The organism is Rugamonas sp. DEMB1 (assembly GCF_029834475.1).
Classification (GTDB): Bacteria; Pseudomonadota; Gammaproteobacteria; order Burkholderiales; family Burkholderiaceae_D; genus Rugamonas; species Rugamonas rubra.
Genome location: NZ_CP122407.1, coordinates 64,937 through 79,625, shown reverse-complemented (window position 1 = coordinate 79,625; position 14,689 = coordinate 64,937). Strand labels below are relative to the sequence as shown.

General features: G+C 69.2%; 11 protein-coding genes and 3 pseudogenes. 3 read left to right on the top strand and 11 right to left on the bottom strand.

The annotated features are described in order from the left end of the window. Positions 1–34: 34 nt before the first annotated feature. From astC to QC826_RS00330, 3 genes are all read right to left on the bottom strand, one after another. Positions 35–1,255 carry an acetylornithine/succinylornithine family transaminase gene (gene astC, locus QC826_RS00340; RefSeq protein WP_279763906.1) on the bottom strand — a complete coding sequence of 407 codons (1,221 nt, stop codon included), beginning with the start codon at positions 1,253–1,255 and terminating at the stop codon, positions 35–37. Positions 1,256–1,483: 228 nt separating this feature from the next. Continuing rightward, positions 1,484–2,431: a GlxA family transcriptional regulator gene (locus QC826_RS00335; RefSeq protein WP_279763905.1), complete on the bottom strand. Its 948-nt coding sequence runs from the start codon at positions 2,429–2,431 to the stop codon at positions 1,484–1,486. Positions 2,432–2,494: 63 nt separating this feature from the next. Beyond that, complete coding sequence (locus QC826_RS00330) at positions 2,495–3,394, bottom strand: DMT family transporter (RefSeq protein WP_279763904.1); 900 nt, start codon at positions 3,392–3,394, stop codon at positions 2,495–2,497. 125 nt (positions 3,395–3,519) lie between these two features. Here QC826_RS00330 and QC826_RS00325 point away from each other — a divergent pair, with 125 nt between their 5' ends. The 3 genes from QC826_RS00325 (at position 3,520) to QC826_RS00315 (ending at position 5,270) form a co-directional block, all read left to right on the top strand. Further along, a complete protein-coding gene (locus QC826_RS00325; protein ID WP_279766345.1) occupies positions 3,520–3,987 on the top strand; it encodes a MarR family winged helix-turn-helix transcriptional regulator in 468 nt (155 codons plus the stop codon). Then, positions 3,984–4,265 (top strand): hypothetical protein, encoded by a 282-nt coding sequence (locus QC826_RS00320; protein WP_093389119.1) that lies wholly within the window; start codon positions 3,984–3,986, stop codon positions 4,263–4,265. Before QC826_RS00325 ends, QC826_RS00320 begins: the two co-directional genes overlap by 4 nt. A 168-nt stretch (positions 4,266–4,433) precedes the next feature. Beyond that, complete coding sequence (locus tag QC826_RS00315; RefSeq protein ID WP_099418008.1) at positions 4,434–5,270, top strand: HDOD domain-containing protein; 837 nt, start codon at positions 4,434–4,436, stop codon at positions 5,268–5,270. An 83-nt stretch (positions 5,271–5,353) separates the two neighbouring features. Here the strand turns inward: QC826_RS00315 and QC826_RS00310 are convergent, their stop codons facing one another. The 8 genes and pseudogenes from QC826_RS00310 to QC826_RS00280 form a co-directional block, all read right to left on the bottom strand. Continuing rightward, positions 5,354–6,373, bottom strand: a complete 1,020-nt coding sequence (locus tag QC826_RS00310) for a molybdopterin cofactor-binding domain-containing protein (RefSeq protein WP_409567743.1) — start codon at positions 6,371–6,373, stop codon at positions 5,354–5,356. Positions 6,374–6,443: 70 nt separating this feature from the next. After that, positions 6,444–6,923, bottom strand: a pseudogene (locus tag QC826_RS31485) (molybdopterin cofactor-binding domain-containing protein); the annotation flags it as partial. Positions 6,924–6,990: 67 nt separating this feature from the next. Continuing rightward, positions 6,991–9,390, bottom strand: a pseudogene (locus QC826_RS00305) (molybdopterin cofactor-binding domain-containing protein); the annotation flags it as partial. Positions 9,391–10,126: 736 nt separating this feature from the next. After that, entirely contained in the window at positions 10,127–10,426 is a 300-nt protein-coding gene (locus QC826_RS00300) for a hypothetical protein (protein ID WP_279763901.1), read from the bottom strand. Positions 10,427–10,593: 167 nt separating this feature from the next. Next, entirely contained in the window at positions 10,594–11,211 is a 618-nt protein-coding gene (locus tag QC826_RS00295) for a glutathione S-transferase family protein (protein WP_279763900.1), read from the bottom strand. Between the two features lie 61 nt (positions 11,212–11,272). Next, a pseudogene (locus QC826_RS31480) lies at positions 11,273–11,967 on the bottom strand (helix-turn-helix transcriptional regulator). 176 nt (positions 11,968–12,143) lie between these two features. Beyond that, complete coding sequence (locus QC826_RS00285; RefSeq protein WP_279763899.1) at positions 12,144–13,178, bottom strand: ethanolamine ammonia-lyase subunit EutC; 1,035 nt, start codon at positions 13,176–13,178, stop codon at positions 12,144–12,146. Between the two features lie 13 nt (positions 13,179–13,191). After that, positions 13,192–14,583, bottom strand: coding sequence for an ethanolamine ammonia-lyase subunit EutB (locus QC826_RS00280; protein WP_279763898.1), 1,392 nt, complete (start codon positions 14,581–14,583; stop codon positions 13,192–13,194). Positions 14,584–14,689 lie beyond the last annotated feature (106 nt).

Below are 14,689 nucleotides of genomic sequence, written 5' to 3'. Positions count from 1 at the left end.
GCGGGCGGTGTCAAACGGCTTCTCAGCCGGCCTCTCAGGCGGCCTTGGTCAGGCCGTCGAGGGCGGCGCGCATCAGGCCGTCGAACTCGGCGATCTGCGCGTCGGAGACGATCAGCGCCGGCGCCAGACGCAGCACCTCGGTGCCGGCGATCAGCACCATCAGGCCCTGCGCCTCGGCGGCCTTCTGGATGTCCTTCGAGCGGCCCTTGAAGGCCTCCGCCACCACCATGCCGAGCAGCAGGCCTTGGCCGCGCACCAGGGTGAACACCTGCGGGTAGTCGGCGACGATCTGGTTCAGCGTGGCCACCAGCTTGGCGCTGGCTTCCTTGACGCGGGCCAGGAAGGCCGGCTGGTTGATCGTGTCGAGCACGGTCAGCGCCACCGTGGCGGCCAGCGGGTTGCCGCCGTAGGTGGTGCCGTGGGTGCCGACCGACAGGGTCTTGGCCAGTTCCTCGGTGGTCAGCATGGCGCCGATCGGGTAGCCGTTGCCCAGCGCCTTGGCGGCGGTCAGCACGTCCGGCGTGACGCCGCAGCCCATGTAGGCGAACAGCTCGCCGGTGCGGCCCATGCCGGATTGGACTTCGTCGAAGATCAGCACGGCGCCGGTCTTGTCGCACAGCGCGCGCAGTTCCTTCAGGAAGGCGACGTCGCCCGGCACCACGCCGCCCTCGCCCTGGATAGGCTCGACCACCACGGCGCAAACGTCGTCGCCGATGGCCGAACGGGCCGCTTCGATGTCGTTGTACGGAATGTGGTCGATCGACGGTGGCAGCGGCTCGAAGCCCTCGGTGTACTTGGACTGGCCGCCGACCGACACGGTGAACAGGGTGCGGCCGTGGAAGGAGTGGAAGCAGGAGACGATGCGCGACTTGTGCGCGCCGAACTTGGTGTGGGCGTGCTTGCGCGCCAGCTTGAGGGCGGCCTCGTTGGCTTCGGCGCCGGAGTTGCAGAAGAAGGCGCGGTCGGCGAAGGTCGCCTCGGTCAGCGCGCAGGCCAGGCGCAGCACCGGCTCGTTGGTGTAACCGTTGCCCAGATGCCACAGCGTGTTGGCCTGCTTGGTCAGCGCCTCGACCACCAGCGGATTGCAATGACCCAGCGCGGTGACCGCGATGCCCGAGGTGAAGTCGAGGTAGTGCTTGCCGTTCTGGTCCCACAGGTCCAGGCCGGCGGCGCGCACCGGCACCATGGCGGCCGGCGCGTAGGTCGGCACCAGCACCTCGTCGAAGGTCTGACGGGTCACGGGACGTGTGGTCACGGTCGAATCAAGCTTGGCATTCATGGCATTTCCGATCAAGTTAGGTACGGTGGCGGCGCAACAGCCGACTGGTGTACACATTATAAAAAGCGGGATGCTAAAACTCTTTTCTAACTGCGACAAGGATTTTCATTTTTGACCGGCGGGCAAGCTTGCCGCTTCGGCCACGCCGGGCCGGCGCCGGCGCCGCCGCCAAGCCGGGGCTGGGCCGGGTCGGGTCGGGTCGGGTCAGGCGGCCGGCGGCATCAGCTTGCGCTGGCGTTCTTCGCGCGGGGTGTTGCCGAACAGCGCGCCGAAGGCGGTGGAGAAGTGCGAGCCGGACGAGAAGCCACACATCAGCCCCACTTGCACGATGGAATTGTTGGTGTCGAGCAGCAACTGGCGCGCCCGTTGCAGGCGCAGCTCCAGGTAGTAGCGCGACGGCAGGCTGCCCAGGTATTGCTTGAACAGGCGCTCGAGCTGGCGGCGCGACAGGCCGACCAGGTTGGCGATGTCGTCGGTCGACAGCGGCTCCTCGATGTTGGCCTCCATCAGCGTGACGGCCTCGGACAGCTTGGGTTGCAGCGCGCCGAAGCGGGCCTGCAGGGCGACCCGCTGGCGCTCCTCGTGGCCGCGCACGCGCTCGACGCACAGGGCCTCCTTGATGTTGGCCTGCACCGTGGCGCCGAACAGACACTCGACCAGGGTCAGCGCGAAGTCGATGCTGGCGGCGCCGCCGCAGCAGCTCAGGTGGCGGCCGTCGATCTCGAACAGGTGGGGGGTGAGGATGGCGCGGTCGCTGATCTCCTCGGTGTCGGCGTACAGCGCCCACGGCAGGGCGACGCGCACGCCGCCCATCACGCCGGCGTCGGCCAGCCACAGCACGGCGGCGCCGACGCCGCCCCAGAACTGCGCCGAGCGGCAGCGCTCGATGACGGCGCGGCACAGCTCGGGCGGCGGCGCCGCCTGCGTCTCGTCGGCCACCAGCAGGGCCAGGTGCCAGCCGGGCTGGCCCAGCAGCGCCTCGGCCGGCGTGCGCACGTCGAGCCGCAACAGGTCCGGGCCGAGGATGGCGGCGGCGCGGCGCAGCGGCTGCACCAGGCCGGCCCAGGTCAGGGCGTCGGCCTCGCCGGCGTTGACCAACAGCATGCGCAGCGGCCGCTCTTGGGCGAGGCGGGAAAGATTAGCGAAGGACATCGGTCGGGCGTGGGACTGGGGGCATGGTTGTCGTTGGGAGAGCCACTGCGGCGGCGCGCGGCCTCATTCCGGCGCCAGCGCGGCGGACGGGCGCTCGGTGCTCCACTGGCTCACTATCATACCGGAGATCAACAGGGCGGCGCCCAGCAGGCCGGTCCAGGCCAGCGTCTCGTTGAGCCAGAAGTAGGCGAAGATGGCGGCGCAGCCCGGCTCGAAGGCGTAGATCACGGCCGCCTCGTTGGCCGTGCTGTGGCTCTGGCCCCAGGTCTGCAGCGAGATGATGGCGGCGGTGGCCACCACGCCCAGGTAGACCAGGTTGGTCGAGTACTGGCGCAGCGCCTCGGCCACGCCGGCCCAGTAGTGGGCGGCGGCGGCGCCGTCCGGCACCTCCTTGACGGCCAGCCACAGCGCCGCGCACAGCGCCACGGTGACGATCTGCGCCGCCGTCAAGGTCATCAGCTTGTCGACCTTGCGGGTGGCGCCCTCCATCATCTTGACGTAGACGCCGAAGCACAGCGCCGCCACCAGCGCCAGGGTGTCGCCGCGCCCCCAGCTCAGGCCGCCGTCCCAGCACAGCGCGAACAGGCCGGCCAGCGCCAGCAGCAGGGCGACGACGATGCGGCGCTCCGGCGCGCGGCCGGCCAGCACGCCCAGCAGCGGCACCACCAGCACGTTGAGTCCGGTGACGAAGGCGTTGCGGTTGGAACTGGTCAGCGCCAAGCCCTCGATCTGGCAGACGTAGCAGACGAACAGCACTACGCCGACCAGCGCGCCCTGCACCAGGTCGGCGCGGCGGGCGCGCCACAGGAAGGGCGACAGCAGCAGGCTGGCCAGGGCGAAGCGCACCAGCACGATCCAGTTGGCCGACAGGCTGCCGGTCATGTCCTTCATGGCGGGAAAGGTGGTGCCCCAAACGAGAGTGACGACGAGCAGAGCGGCAATACCGCGTAGGTGGTGGGGCATGAAAAGGGGATCTCGCAGCGGATAGATAAACTGCCAACTAATTGGCGCACGGCATATAGTACCCGGCCGTGGCGAAAATGGCGAACCATCCGGCGGCTGGCGGCCGGACGGCTATAATCATGCCTATGGGTGAACGATATTTGAAAAGTATCCGGCTGTTGGCCGAATGCATACAGGGTTTTGAGCGCCTGTCGGGCGAACACGTGCGTCGTTGCGGCCTGACGCACGCCCAGTTCGACATCATCGCCACGCTGGGCAACACGGCCGGCATGACGTACAAGGAGCTGGGCGACAAGACCCTGATCACCAAGGGCACGCTGACCGGCGTGATCGACCGGCTGGAGCACAAGGGGCTGGTGGAGCGCGAGCGCAGCGTCGACGACAAGCGCTCCTACTTCATCCGCCTCACCGCCGCCGGCGAACAGACCTTCCGGGAAGTGTTTCCGCAGGTGATAGCGATGGGCAGCCAGGTGTTCGCCCACTACAGCGAAGACGACTTCGCCGCCCTGGAACACACCCTGGCCGGACTCAAACAGGTGATATCGGCCGGCGGCCCGCCACCCATTCTCGACACAACCAAGGAAATCATTTGAAAACGACTCTGCTCGAGGGCATGACGCCCGCGAAATTCGACAAACACATCATCGGCAACCTGTTGCTCAACGTCAGCACCCCGGACATCGTGCGCCAGGAAAAACTGCTGATCGGCATCCGCAACGAGGACGGCCAGATCTACCGCCTGATCGGCGCGACCAAGCCCAACAGCTACATCAACGCGATCGAGGAGCTGTTCGACCTCGGCCTGGTCGACGAACTGGAGGACACCGACGGCACCCAGGACGGCTGCGACGCCATCTTCCGCGAGGCCTGAGCTAGCCAGGTTTTTACCCCGCAACCCGATGCGCCACGGGGTCAGACCCCGTACGGGGTCTGACCCCTTTTTCTGCGGGTAAGGCCGGCGCGCCCCTCGGGACGTCCAATGTATAAAGCAACATTTAAAAAAATTCTGCACGGCAATATTGCGAGTATAATTTTTTCAATGGACAGACTAGCCGCCTTTCAACACATCGCCGCTCAAGCGAGCCGGGGAGAACTGACGTTCCCCAGCAACGTGAGCGCCTCCATCAAACTGCAACAGGCGTTGAACGACCCCGACTGCCACAGCGAGGCCGCCGTCAAGCTGATCCAGGCCGACCCGCTGCTGTCGGCGCGCGCCGTGGCGATCGCCAACTCGGTCGCCTACAACCGTTCCGGCAACGAGATCACCAACGTGCGTTCGGCCGTGCAGCGCCTCGGCGTGCGCACCCTGCAGTCGCTGGTGGCGGCGCTGATCGTGCGGCAGATCGGCAGCCAGATCACCGACCCGGCCCTGCAGGCCAAGGCGACCCAGTTGTGGCAGCACACCGCCCACGTCGCCGCGCTGGCCCAGGTGATCGCCCGCCGCGTCACCCGGGTCGACCCGGACACGGCGCTGTTCGCCGGCATCGTCCACGAGGTGGCCGGCTTCTACATGCTGTCGCAGGCCGGCGCCTACCCGGGCATCATGGACGGCGAGCCGGAGGATTGGGTCGAGCACGGCGAGGTGGCCATCGGCCGTGGCGTGTTCGCCAAACTGGTCATCCCCGAGGCGGTGCAGGCCTCGGTCGAGGCGCTGTGGCACGGCATGCGCGCGCTGCCGCCCGAGACGCTGGGCGACACCCTGCTGCTGGCCAACGACCTGGCGCCGATCCCGTCGCCGCTGCACGAGCGGCCCGGCGCCACCACGCCGCAGGCGGCGCGCACCATCGACTTCGTGGTCGGCGAGGGCACGCTGCACGAGATCATGGCCGAATCGGCCGAAGAGGTGAAGTCGCTGTTCGCCGTGCTGATGCTGTAGTCCACACCATCGAGCGGCGCCGACTCAGGGTCAGACCCTAGGGTCTGACCCTTTAGCCGCGTCCCCGGCGCCTTGGCAAGAACCTACTTCAGATCGGCCGTGGCCACCTCGCAGGCGCGGCGCACCTCCTGCACCGTGGCCGGCGCGTCGAGGCGGAACAGGCCGTCCAGGCCGCGCTCCAGCCGCGAGGCGCGCACCGCCGCCTTGACCGCGAAGAACACGCTGTTGGCCAACACCAGCGGCGGCTCGCCCACCTCCTTGGACGAGAAGATGTCGTGCGGGTCGTCCGGAATGCCGGCCACCGACTTGGCGTTGCGCGGGAACAGGTGGACGTTCATCTCCAGCGGGATGCAGGTGGTGGCCGGCACCTTGTAGCGCCAGGTGTTGGTGGTGTTGAGCCGGCCCTGTTCCTCGCCCTCCTGCTCGAACACCAGCTTCTCGGTGAGCAGATAGCCGACGCCCTGCACGAAGGCGCCCTCGACCTGGCCGACGTCGATCGCCGGGTTCAGGCTCCAGCCGATGTCGTAGACGATGTCCGAGCTGATGATCTTCACCTCGCCGGTCAGCACGTCGACCTCGCTCACCGAGCAGGCCGCCGAATAGGTGAAGCCGACGAAGGAGTCGACCCCGCCGCCCAGCACCGCCGTGGCGTCGCGCTCGATGCCGTAGGGGTTGGGCTGCTGGTCCTGCGGCTTGAAGGTCATGCAGGGGATCTGCACGCCGCCGCCACGGATCTTGGCGGTGAAGCTGGCGATCAGGTTGACCCGCTTGGCGTAGGCCAGCTGGATCAGGTTCTGCCAGATCAGCGCCGTGCGGCCCTGGGCGTTGGTGACGGTGGCCGCCCAGCCCTGCTCGCCGTGGTTCCAGAAATCGATGCCCTGGTCGACGCACCACTGGTTGCCGTTGTCGTTGCGCTGCTGGTAGGCGAACTCCAACAGCCGGCCGCGCAGGCCCTGGCAGGTCTGCTTGACCGCCTCGCAGTTGTACGGCGTGCCGGTGGAGGCGCCGCTGCTGGTCGGGTTGGGCGTGATGCTGGTGCGCGGCCCCTCGACGTGGATCAGGTCCATCGGGATGCCCATCACATACGCCGCCACCTGCAGCACCTGGGTCGCCAGCCTGCCCCATCTCGACGCCGCCCTGGTGGATCACCAGCGTGCCGTCGGCCTGGTTGACCACCACGATGGCGGCGGCCTGCTCGAGCTGCTGCCAGTTGTAGCCGGAGCCGTACTTGACCGGCACCAGCGCCAGGCCGCGCTTGCGCCAGGTGTTGTTGCGGTTGAACTCCTCCACCGCCGCCTTCTTCTCCTCGTACTTGCAGACCTCCTTCAGGTAGTCCCACACCTGCCGCATGTAGCAGTAGGACAGCGCCTGGCCGAAGGGCGTGACGTCGCCGCGCTCGTACAGGTTCTTCTCGCGCATCTCCTCGGCCGACATGCCGAGGGCGAAGGCGGCGTCGTCCACCGCGTTCTCGATGATGTTCTTGCCCTGCACGTCGCCGAAGGCGCGGAAGGCGGTGCTGGGCGCGGTGTTGGTGCGGCAGACGTCGATCTGGTTCTCGAAGTTGGCGACGCGGTAGGCGTTGTCGGCGCGCAGCTGGATGCAGTTCGAGACGATGAAGGAGCAGTCGTAGAAGGCGCCGCCGTCGCCCCACATTTTGGTCTGGAAGCCACGGATGATGCCCTTGTCGGCCGGGTTCTGCAGGCCCCTGGTCGACGGCGATCTGGTACTGGCCGTAGAAGGCGTGGCGCTTGCCGATCATGCCGGTGTCCTGGTCGCGCGGCATGGCCAGGCGCACCGGCCGCTTGACCGCCTTGGCCGCCACCGCCGCCGGGCCGACCACGAAGCGGGTCGGCTCGGTCTTGCCGCCGAAGGCGCCGCCGACCGAGACCACCTTGACGTCGACCTGGTGGTAGGCCACGCCCAGCGCCATCGCCGTGGTCTGGTGCATCTCCATCGGGCTCTGCGTCGAGGGGCGGATGGTGATGCGGCCCTGGTCGCCCGGCTCGGCGATCACCGCCTGGGTCTCCATGTAGAAGTGCACCTGGCCGCCGTTGAGCTGCGAGCTCTCCACCACCAGGCAGCCGGCGCCGCCGATGGCCGTGTCGCGCACCACGATGTCGCGGTCGAGCGGCTGCTTGGCGCTGGTCCAGTCGAAGTTGCTGCCGGGCCGGGTGATCTTCCAGATGTGCGAAACGTAGCTGGCCGACTTGGGCGAGTCGGGGAACACGCTGCCGATGCGGATGGCGTCCTCCAGCGTGGTGACCGGGCGGTTCCACGGCGCCGGCCAGTCGACGTCGGTGTAGCCGACGCAGTGCGCCGTCACGTACTCGGCCAGGGCGGCGGCCTGCTGCTCGGTGTCGGCCAGCACCAGCGCGATGGCTTGGCCGACGTAGCTGACCATCTGCTCGGCCAACAGCGGCTGGTCCATGCCCATGCCCTGCAGGTTGATGCCGCCGTTCTTGATGTTGTGGTGGGTGATCAGGTCGACGAAGTTGGCGTCGTGCCGGCCCAGGTGCTCGCGCAGCTCGGCCAGGGTGGCGGCGCCGGCCTGGCCCGGCACGGCGAAGTGGTAGTTGCCCAGCGCCCGCTTGCTCTGCACGAAGGCGGCGTTGAGGGTGCGCGGCGGCGCCGCCAGCTCCTGCGTGTAGTGCAGCTGGCCGGAGGCCTGGTACATCGCGGTGATCTTGATGTAGGGCTGCGCCACCGGGCGCTTGAAGTCCTGCGTGGCGTAGTGCTGGCGGCCGTCGCTGACCGGCCATTTGCCCCAGGTGATCTCGCCGCTGGAGGCGATCTGCGGCGGCACCTCGACGCCGCGCTGCGGCAGCGCGTTGACCACCGCCTTGTAGAAGAAGGCCAGCGCCAGCTGGACGCGGTACTCGTCGGTGAAGCCCTCGCTGGGCAGGCCGTGCATGCGCGCCGCCCACAACTGCAGCTCGGCGCGCACCTCCTGTTCCAGCACGGCCGACAGCGCCGGCAGCTGGTCCAGCGCCAGGGTTTGGCCGCGCAGCGCGGCCTCGGTGGCGCTAGCGTGCCACGGATACGGCGCGATGCCGCCGAACACCAGCGCGGCCTGGTCGACGCTGGCGCCGTCGCCGAAGGTCAGCGCGGTGCAGGCGTTGACGATGCTGTGCGCGTTGACCTCGCGCAGCGCCACCTTCTGCGCCAGCACCACCTGGTTCTCGGCCGGCAGCGCCAGCAGGAAGGCGCGCAGCACGATCTCGTCGAGCAGCGCCGGATGGTCGAGCACGCGCTGCACCAGTTCGGCCACGCTGTGCACGTGCTGGTGGAAATGGCCGGCGCCGTCGAGGTGCAGGTATTCCACCCGCGCGCCGGTGGCCGCCAGCGCCGTCAACGCGTCGGACGGGAAGGGTTCGCCGCTGCCGGCGGCCATGTGGGCCAGCACCAGCATGGTGTTGCCGCCCAGCGAGGCGGCGTTGCGCACGATGCGCCCGGCGGTGCGGCGCGCCATGAACTGGACGGCGGCCAGGCTGCTGGTCTCGTCGCAGCAGTGCAGCTTCATCTGCGCGCCCAGCACGGCGATCAGGGCGTTGTAGTCGATGCCGGCGGCGACGCGCAGCTCGCCGCCCTCGACGCGGCTGGCCTCGTTCAGCTCGGCGATCAGGCGGATGTCGGCGAACAGCCTGGTCGGCGCGAACTCGTCCTTGTAGATGCCGAACGAGGTGTTGCCGTGCACCAGGCGCAGGCGGCTGCCGCGCGCGCCGTGCATCAGCTGGGCCAACTCGTCGAGCGTGAGCGGGGTGCGCCAGCTCTGCCCGCCGCCGTGGGCGCTGACCGGCTGGGCCGGGCCGCGCGCCCGTGGCGGGAAGGGGATCGCCACGTTGGCCGGCAGCTGGGCGGCGCAGCCGTCGTCCTCCAGGCATTTCATGCGGTGCTTCTCGTCCTCGGCGGTCCAGTCGGAGGCGAAGGTCTTCATGCCGGTGAGGATGGCGCGGTAGCCGGTGCAGCGGCAGATGTTGCCGTCGAAGCTGTCCTCGATCTCCTTCTTGGTGGCCTGCGGATGGTTGACGATGAACTCGGACATGTTCATCACGAAGCCCACGCTGCAGTAGCCGCACTGGCTGCCGTTGTTGAGCGCCAGCCGGTGCGCCACCGGGTTCATGCCGGCGTGCTCGACCTCGGACGGGTGCTCGGCCACGGCGCGCAGCTGCAGGCTGGCGCCGCTCTGCGGCAGGTCGCGCGCCAGCGCCACCGCCTCGGCCACCTGGGCGCGCTTGTCCTGCGCCTGCTGCTGCGCCTCGGCCAGCGCCGGCGCCGGCGCCAGGCCAATGGCCGCGCCGCCGCGCGAGGCGGTGGCGGCGTGCAGCAGGAACTCGGGATTCGGCTTGCGCACGGCGCCCGTGCCCTCGACCGTGGTGACCACCTGGCCGCCCAGCGCGCACACCGGCCGCAGGCAGGAGTTGATGGCGCGGTGCTGCGGCTGCTCGCCGTCCCAGTGCGACAGGATCACCGTGCAGCCGCCGCAGCCGCCCTGGCCGCAGGGCTTCTTCGGCCCGGCCAGCGCCACCTCGGGCGAGCGCAAATAGTCGATCAGCAGCAGATCGGGCGAGGGGTTGTGCAGTTGGACCAGCTTGCCGTTCAGGTAGAAGGAGACGTCGTTGCTCATGGTGGTGGATTCCGGGCTAGAAGTGGCGGGACAGGGAAGGCGAACAGGGCCGGTGGCGCGGACGAAGTCGTCATACACAAGCGGCAATCATTCAATTCGGAAATAAATATACGCGAACGGCCCGCGCGAATATACGCGAATTGTCACACTGGGGGACGGGGCGACGCGGTAGCAATGGCGGGAGGAACGGAAAAGCGGGGCGGACGATGAGGTGAGAAGCGGGGAGGCGGAATCAGGCGAAACGGGGCGAGGCGGAGATGTTGCCGAGCAGACGGGCGAAGCGCCGGGCGGCGGCGCAGGCGCGCGTTCGCGCCCGGCCGAGACCGCCGTCGGCGGCCTCCTCCTGCTGCTGCAGGGTCGGTACGGCGGCGCGCTGCGGCGGCGGTTCCGGCTCGTCCAGCGGCGCGCAGTGCCACATGCGCAGGAAGCGCTGATAGGCGGGTTGGCCGGCGGGGCGATCGGCGGGTTGAGCGGCGGGCGGCCGGGCCACGGCGGGCGCCGCCGTCGTCACGGTTGATGTTGCGTCTTGCATACTATCTCCATCGGTTGTCGAATCGAGGCGCGCGGGACGGGCAAAAAAAAAGCCCGCTGGGGGCGGGCAAAGTCCAAAACTAGGGATCTCCTGAAAGAGACAACCCCACTATACGAACTTTGCGCGCCGCCTTCTGTGCGCCAACTAACACAGGCGAAAATGACTGCTTACCAGACCGGGATGGTCTTCTTCCAGGCATCGAGCTGCTGCACGCGGCCGAACCAGGCCATGATGTTGGCGTACTCGGCGAGCGGCAGCTTGGCCTGCTCCAGGTACATCAGCGGCGCCGCCACGGCGAAATCGGCCAGGCTGAGGCTGTCGCCGATGATCCATTGGCGCTGGGCAAGATGTCCGTCGAGAACAGTAGCATATTCGGCAATATCTTGCTCGCCACGGGCCAATTCCACCGGGTCGGCCGGGCCGGCGCCGACCATGCCCTTCCAGATGCGTTCCCAGGTCAGCACGCTGAGCGCCGGCGAGAAGTGCTGGCAGGCCCAGAACATCCAGCGGTTGATGTCGGCGCGGGTGCGCAAGTCCTGCGGGTAGAGGGTCTGGCCCGGCGTTTTGTCGGCCAGGTATTGCATGATGGCGCAGGACTCCCACAGCAGGAAGTCGCCGTCCTGCAGCACCGGGATTTTGCTGTTGGGGTTCAGTTCGACCAGGCGGCGGCGGTCCTCCTCGCTCATCAGGTTGACTTCGCTCAGCTCCAGCGGGAAGTCGAGGGCGATGGCGGTCATCAACACGCGGCGGGCGTTGGACGAAACGGGGTGGTGGAATAGGCGCATTTTGTGGACTCCGGTGGGTCAGTGAGGAGTCCATCGTAAGCCGCGCCGCTGTCAGTTTCTGTCAGGAGTCTTCGCCGATGTTTTGCTCGACGCGCCAGACCTTGAGCAGCTCGTGGCGGCGCGCCGGATAGCGGTGTCCGGTCGACTCGACGCTGGCGATGCGGTCGATGCGGAAGTGGCGGTTGGCGGCGCGCAACTCGCACCAGGCGGCGAGCAAACGGCGGCCCTCCAGGAAGGCCAGCGCGAACGGCCAGACGTAGCGCTCGGAGGCGTTGCCGTTCTCGTCGCAGTAGCCGATGCGCAGGCGGTGCTGGTGGCGGATCGCCTCGCGCACGGGGCGGACGAACTGGTCGCTGGCGTCGCTGGGCAGCAGGCCGAGCGGCACCCACAGGCTGGTCTCGGCCATGTCGTCGCGCAGGCCTTGGGGGTGGCGGCGGCGATCTTGGCCAGCGCGTTGCTGGCCGCCCGGGCCAGCGCCTCGTCGCCCTGGCGGCGCACCCAGCGCGCGCCCAGCACCAGCGCCTCGAGTTCGTCGGCGCCGAACATCAGCGGCGGCAGGAAGAAGCCGCTCTTGAGCAGGTAGCCGACGCCGGCCTCGCCCTCGACCGGCGCGCCCATGCCGGCCAGGGTTTGGATGTCGCGGTAGATGGTGCGCTCGGACACGCCGAGCTGCTCGGCCAGGCGCGCCGCCGTGACCGGGCGGCGGTAGCCGCGCAGCGCATCCATCAGCTGGAACAGGCGGCCGGTTCGGCTCATGGGTGCTCTCTCATACGGGTGGGGTGGACGGGCCGCGCGGCGCGCGGCCTAGCATTGTGCGGGCAGTCGGGCGCGCGCGCAAGCTCTTCCGGCGCGGGCCTAAACCCGTAAGAAAGGGGTCTGACCCCGTACGGGGTCGGACCCCGGCCGTGGTCGATTTGGGGGGCGGGGTGGGCTCAGTCCAGGTCGAGCAGGAAGTTGCGCTGCGGCGCGGCGAGCGCGCCGTCGGCGCCGCCCGTTTCATCCTTCAGCGCCACGCCGGACAGTTGGCGCAGGCGCGACTGCTCGAGCAGGTAGTGCAGCTTGTAGGCGGCCTCCTCGTAGCGCAGGCCGGCCGGGCGCACGTTGGAGATGCAGTTGCGGCTGGCGTCGGTCAGGCCCACCTGCGGCGCCCAGGTCAGGTACAGGCCCATGCTGTCGGGCGAGCTGAGGCCGGGCCGCTCGCCCACCAGCACCACCACGGCGCGCGCGCCGAGCAGCTGGCCGACCTCGTCGCCCACCGCCACCCGGCCCTGGTCGACCAGCGCCAACGGCGCCAGCGACCACTGCTCGGCGGCCAGCCGCGCCAGCATCACGCGCAGGAAGGGCAGCGCGTTCTGCTCGATGGCCAGCGCCGACAGGCCGTCGGCGATGACGAAGGCGAGGTCGTAGCCGGCGCCGGCCGAAACCGATGCCGCCGCCGCGCCGCTGCGCCGGTCCTCGGCCACCGGCTGGCCCGACGATGGCCGCCCTGCCGCCGCCGCCGCATCGTCCCGGCCGGGCCCTGGCTCGCCGCGCGGTCCTTGCTCGCCATCCCGCCCTGCTGCCCTGCCGTGCGCCTGCAGCAGGCGGCGCGAGGCCTCGTCCAGGCGCCGTCCCAGGTCGGGCCGCTGCAGGTAGACGTGGCGGTTCTGCGCCGCGCTGTGCAGCGCCAGGCAGGGCAGGCCGCAGGCGGCCGTCAGCGCGGCGGCCAGCGCGGCGTGGTCGAGCGGCAGGTGCACCGCGTCGCGCGCGCGCGCGTGGGCCAGCTGGAAGTCCAGCTGCGGCGCCGTCGGCAGGCTCACGCCGCTGCGCCCCAGCGCGATGCGCGCCGCCGTGAACCGGCGCAGCGCTTGCCAGGGGTTGGCCGTCACCACCTCGTCGCGCGCCGCCGCGCGCTCCCGCTGGCTCTGCTGGCCCTGCCGGTCCAGGTGGTTCTGCTGGTCCGTGTTGTCCTTGTCGTGTTGGCTCATGCCGTCCGCCTCCTCAGGCCAGCCGCAGCAGGGCGTTGTGGAAGGCCGGCGGCAGCGCCGTGCCCAGCGTGACGTAGTCGTCGCGGGTGAAGATCTCCATCTCCTTGAGCCAGGCGGCGAACTCCGGCGCCGGCTGCAGGCCCAGCACGCGGCGCGCATACAGGGCGTCGTGGAAGGAGGTGGTCTGGTAGTTGAGCATGATGTCGTCCGAGCCGGGGATGCCCATGACGAAGGTGCAGCCGGCCGTGCCCAACAGGGTCAGCAGGATGTCCATGTCGTTCTGGTCGGCCTCGGCGTGGTTGGTGTAGCAGACGTCGCAGCCCATCGGCAGGCCGAGCAGCTTGGCGCAGAAGTGGTCCTCCAGGCCGGCGCGGATGATCTGCTTGCCGTCGTACAGGTACTCGGGGCCGATGAAGCCGACCACCGAGTTGACCAGCAACGGCTTGAACTTGCGCGCCACGGCGTAGGCGCGCACCTCGCAGGTTTGCTGGTCGACGCCGTGGTGGGCGTTGGCCGACAGCGCGCTGCCCTGCCCCGTCTCGAAGTACATCACGTTGTCGCCCACCGTGCCGCGGCCCAGCGACAGCGCGGCCTGGCGCGACTCGGCTAGCAGCGCCAGGTTGATGCCGAAGCTGGCGTTGGCCGCCTCGGTGCCGGCGATCGACTGGAACACCAGGTCGACCGGCGCGCCGCGCTCGATGGCGGCGATGGTGTTGGTGACGTGGGTCAGCACGCAGGACTGGGTGGGAATGCCGTAGCGGGCGATGATCTCGTCGAGCATGCTGACGATGCGCACCACCTGCGGCACGTTGTCGGTGGCCGGGTTGATGCCGATGACGGCGTCGCCGCTGCCGTACAACAGGCCGTCGAGCACGCTGGCGGCGATGCCGCTGGCGTCGTCGGTCGGGTGGTTCGGCTGCAGCCGGGTCGACATGCGGCCGGCCAGGCCGATGGTGTTGCGGAAGCGCGTCACCACGCGGCACTTCTTGGCCACCAGGATCAGGTCCTGGATGCGCATGATCTTCGACACCGCCGCCGCCATCTCCGGCGTGACGCCGGGCGCCACGGCGGCCAGCACCAGCTCGTCGACGGCGTCGCCCAGCAGCCAGTTGCGGAAGTCGCCGACGGTGAGGTGGGCGATGCGGGCGAAGGCCGCCTTGTCGTGCTCGTCGATGATCAGGCGGCTCACCTCGTCGTCCTCGTAGGGCACCAGCAGCTGGTTGAGGAACACCGTCAGCGGCAACTCGGCCAGCGCCATCTGCGCCGCCACGCGCTCCTCGGCGCTGGCCGCCGCCAGGCCGGCCAGGTAGTCGCCGGAACGGGCCGGGCTGGCCTTGGCCATCAAATCCTTCAGGTCGCGGAACTGGTAGGTCCGGCTGCCCACGCTATGTGCGAAACTGCTCATCGTTGCTGCCTCCCGGCCGTCGGCTGTGGCGCCACGGCTCTGTTTTCGAGTCTCTCATAAAACCGGGTTGGCGGGGGATGCCCGCTGCAACCCCGCACCCCGATCC

What these genes read in the sequence shown, in the direction of transcription:
- QC826_RS00335 (WP_279763905.1), bottom strand. Translation starts at nt 2,431, where the DNA reads ATGTCCTTCGCTAATCTTTCCCGCCTCGCCCAAGAGCGGCCGCTGCGC.
- QC826_RS00330 (WP_279763904.1), bottom strand. Translation starts at nt 3,394, where the DNA reads ATGCCCCACCACCTACGCGGTATTGCCGCTCTGCTCGTCGTCACTCTC.
- QC826_RS00325 (WP_279766345.1), top strand. Translation starts at nt 3,520, where the DNA reads ATGGGTGAACGATATTTGAAAAGTATCCGGCTGTTGGCCGAATGCATA.
- QC826_RS00315 (WP_099418008.1), top strand. Translation starts at nt 4,434, where the DNA reads ATGGACAGACTAGCCGCCTTTCAACACATCGCCGCTCAAGCGAGCCGG.
- QC826_RS00300 (WP_279763901.1), bottom strand. Translation starts at nt 10,426, where the DNA reads ATGCAAGACGCAACATCAACCGTGACGACGGCGGCGCCCGCCGTGGCC.
- QC826_RS00295 (WP_279763900.1), bottom strand. Translation starts at nt 11,211, where the DNA reads ATGCGCCTATTCCACCACCCCGTTTCGTCCAACGCCCGCCGCGTGTTG.
- QC826_RS00285 (WP_279763899.1), bottom strand. Translation starts at nt 13,178, where the DNA reads ATGAGCCAACACGACAAGGACAACACGGACCAGCAGAACCACCTGGAC.
- QC826_RS00280 (WP_279763898.1), bottom strand. Translation starts at nt 14,583, where the DNA reads ATGAGCAGTTTCGCACATAGCGTGGGCAGCCGGACCTACCAGTTCCGC.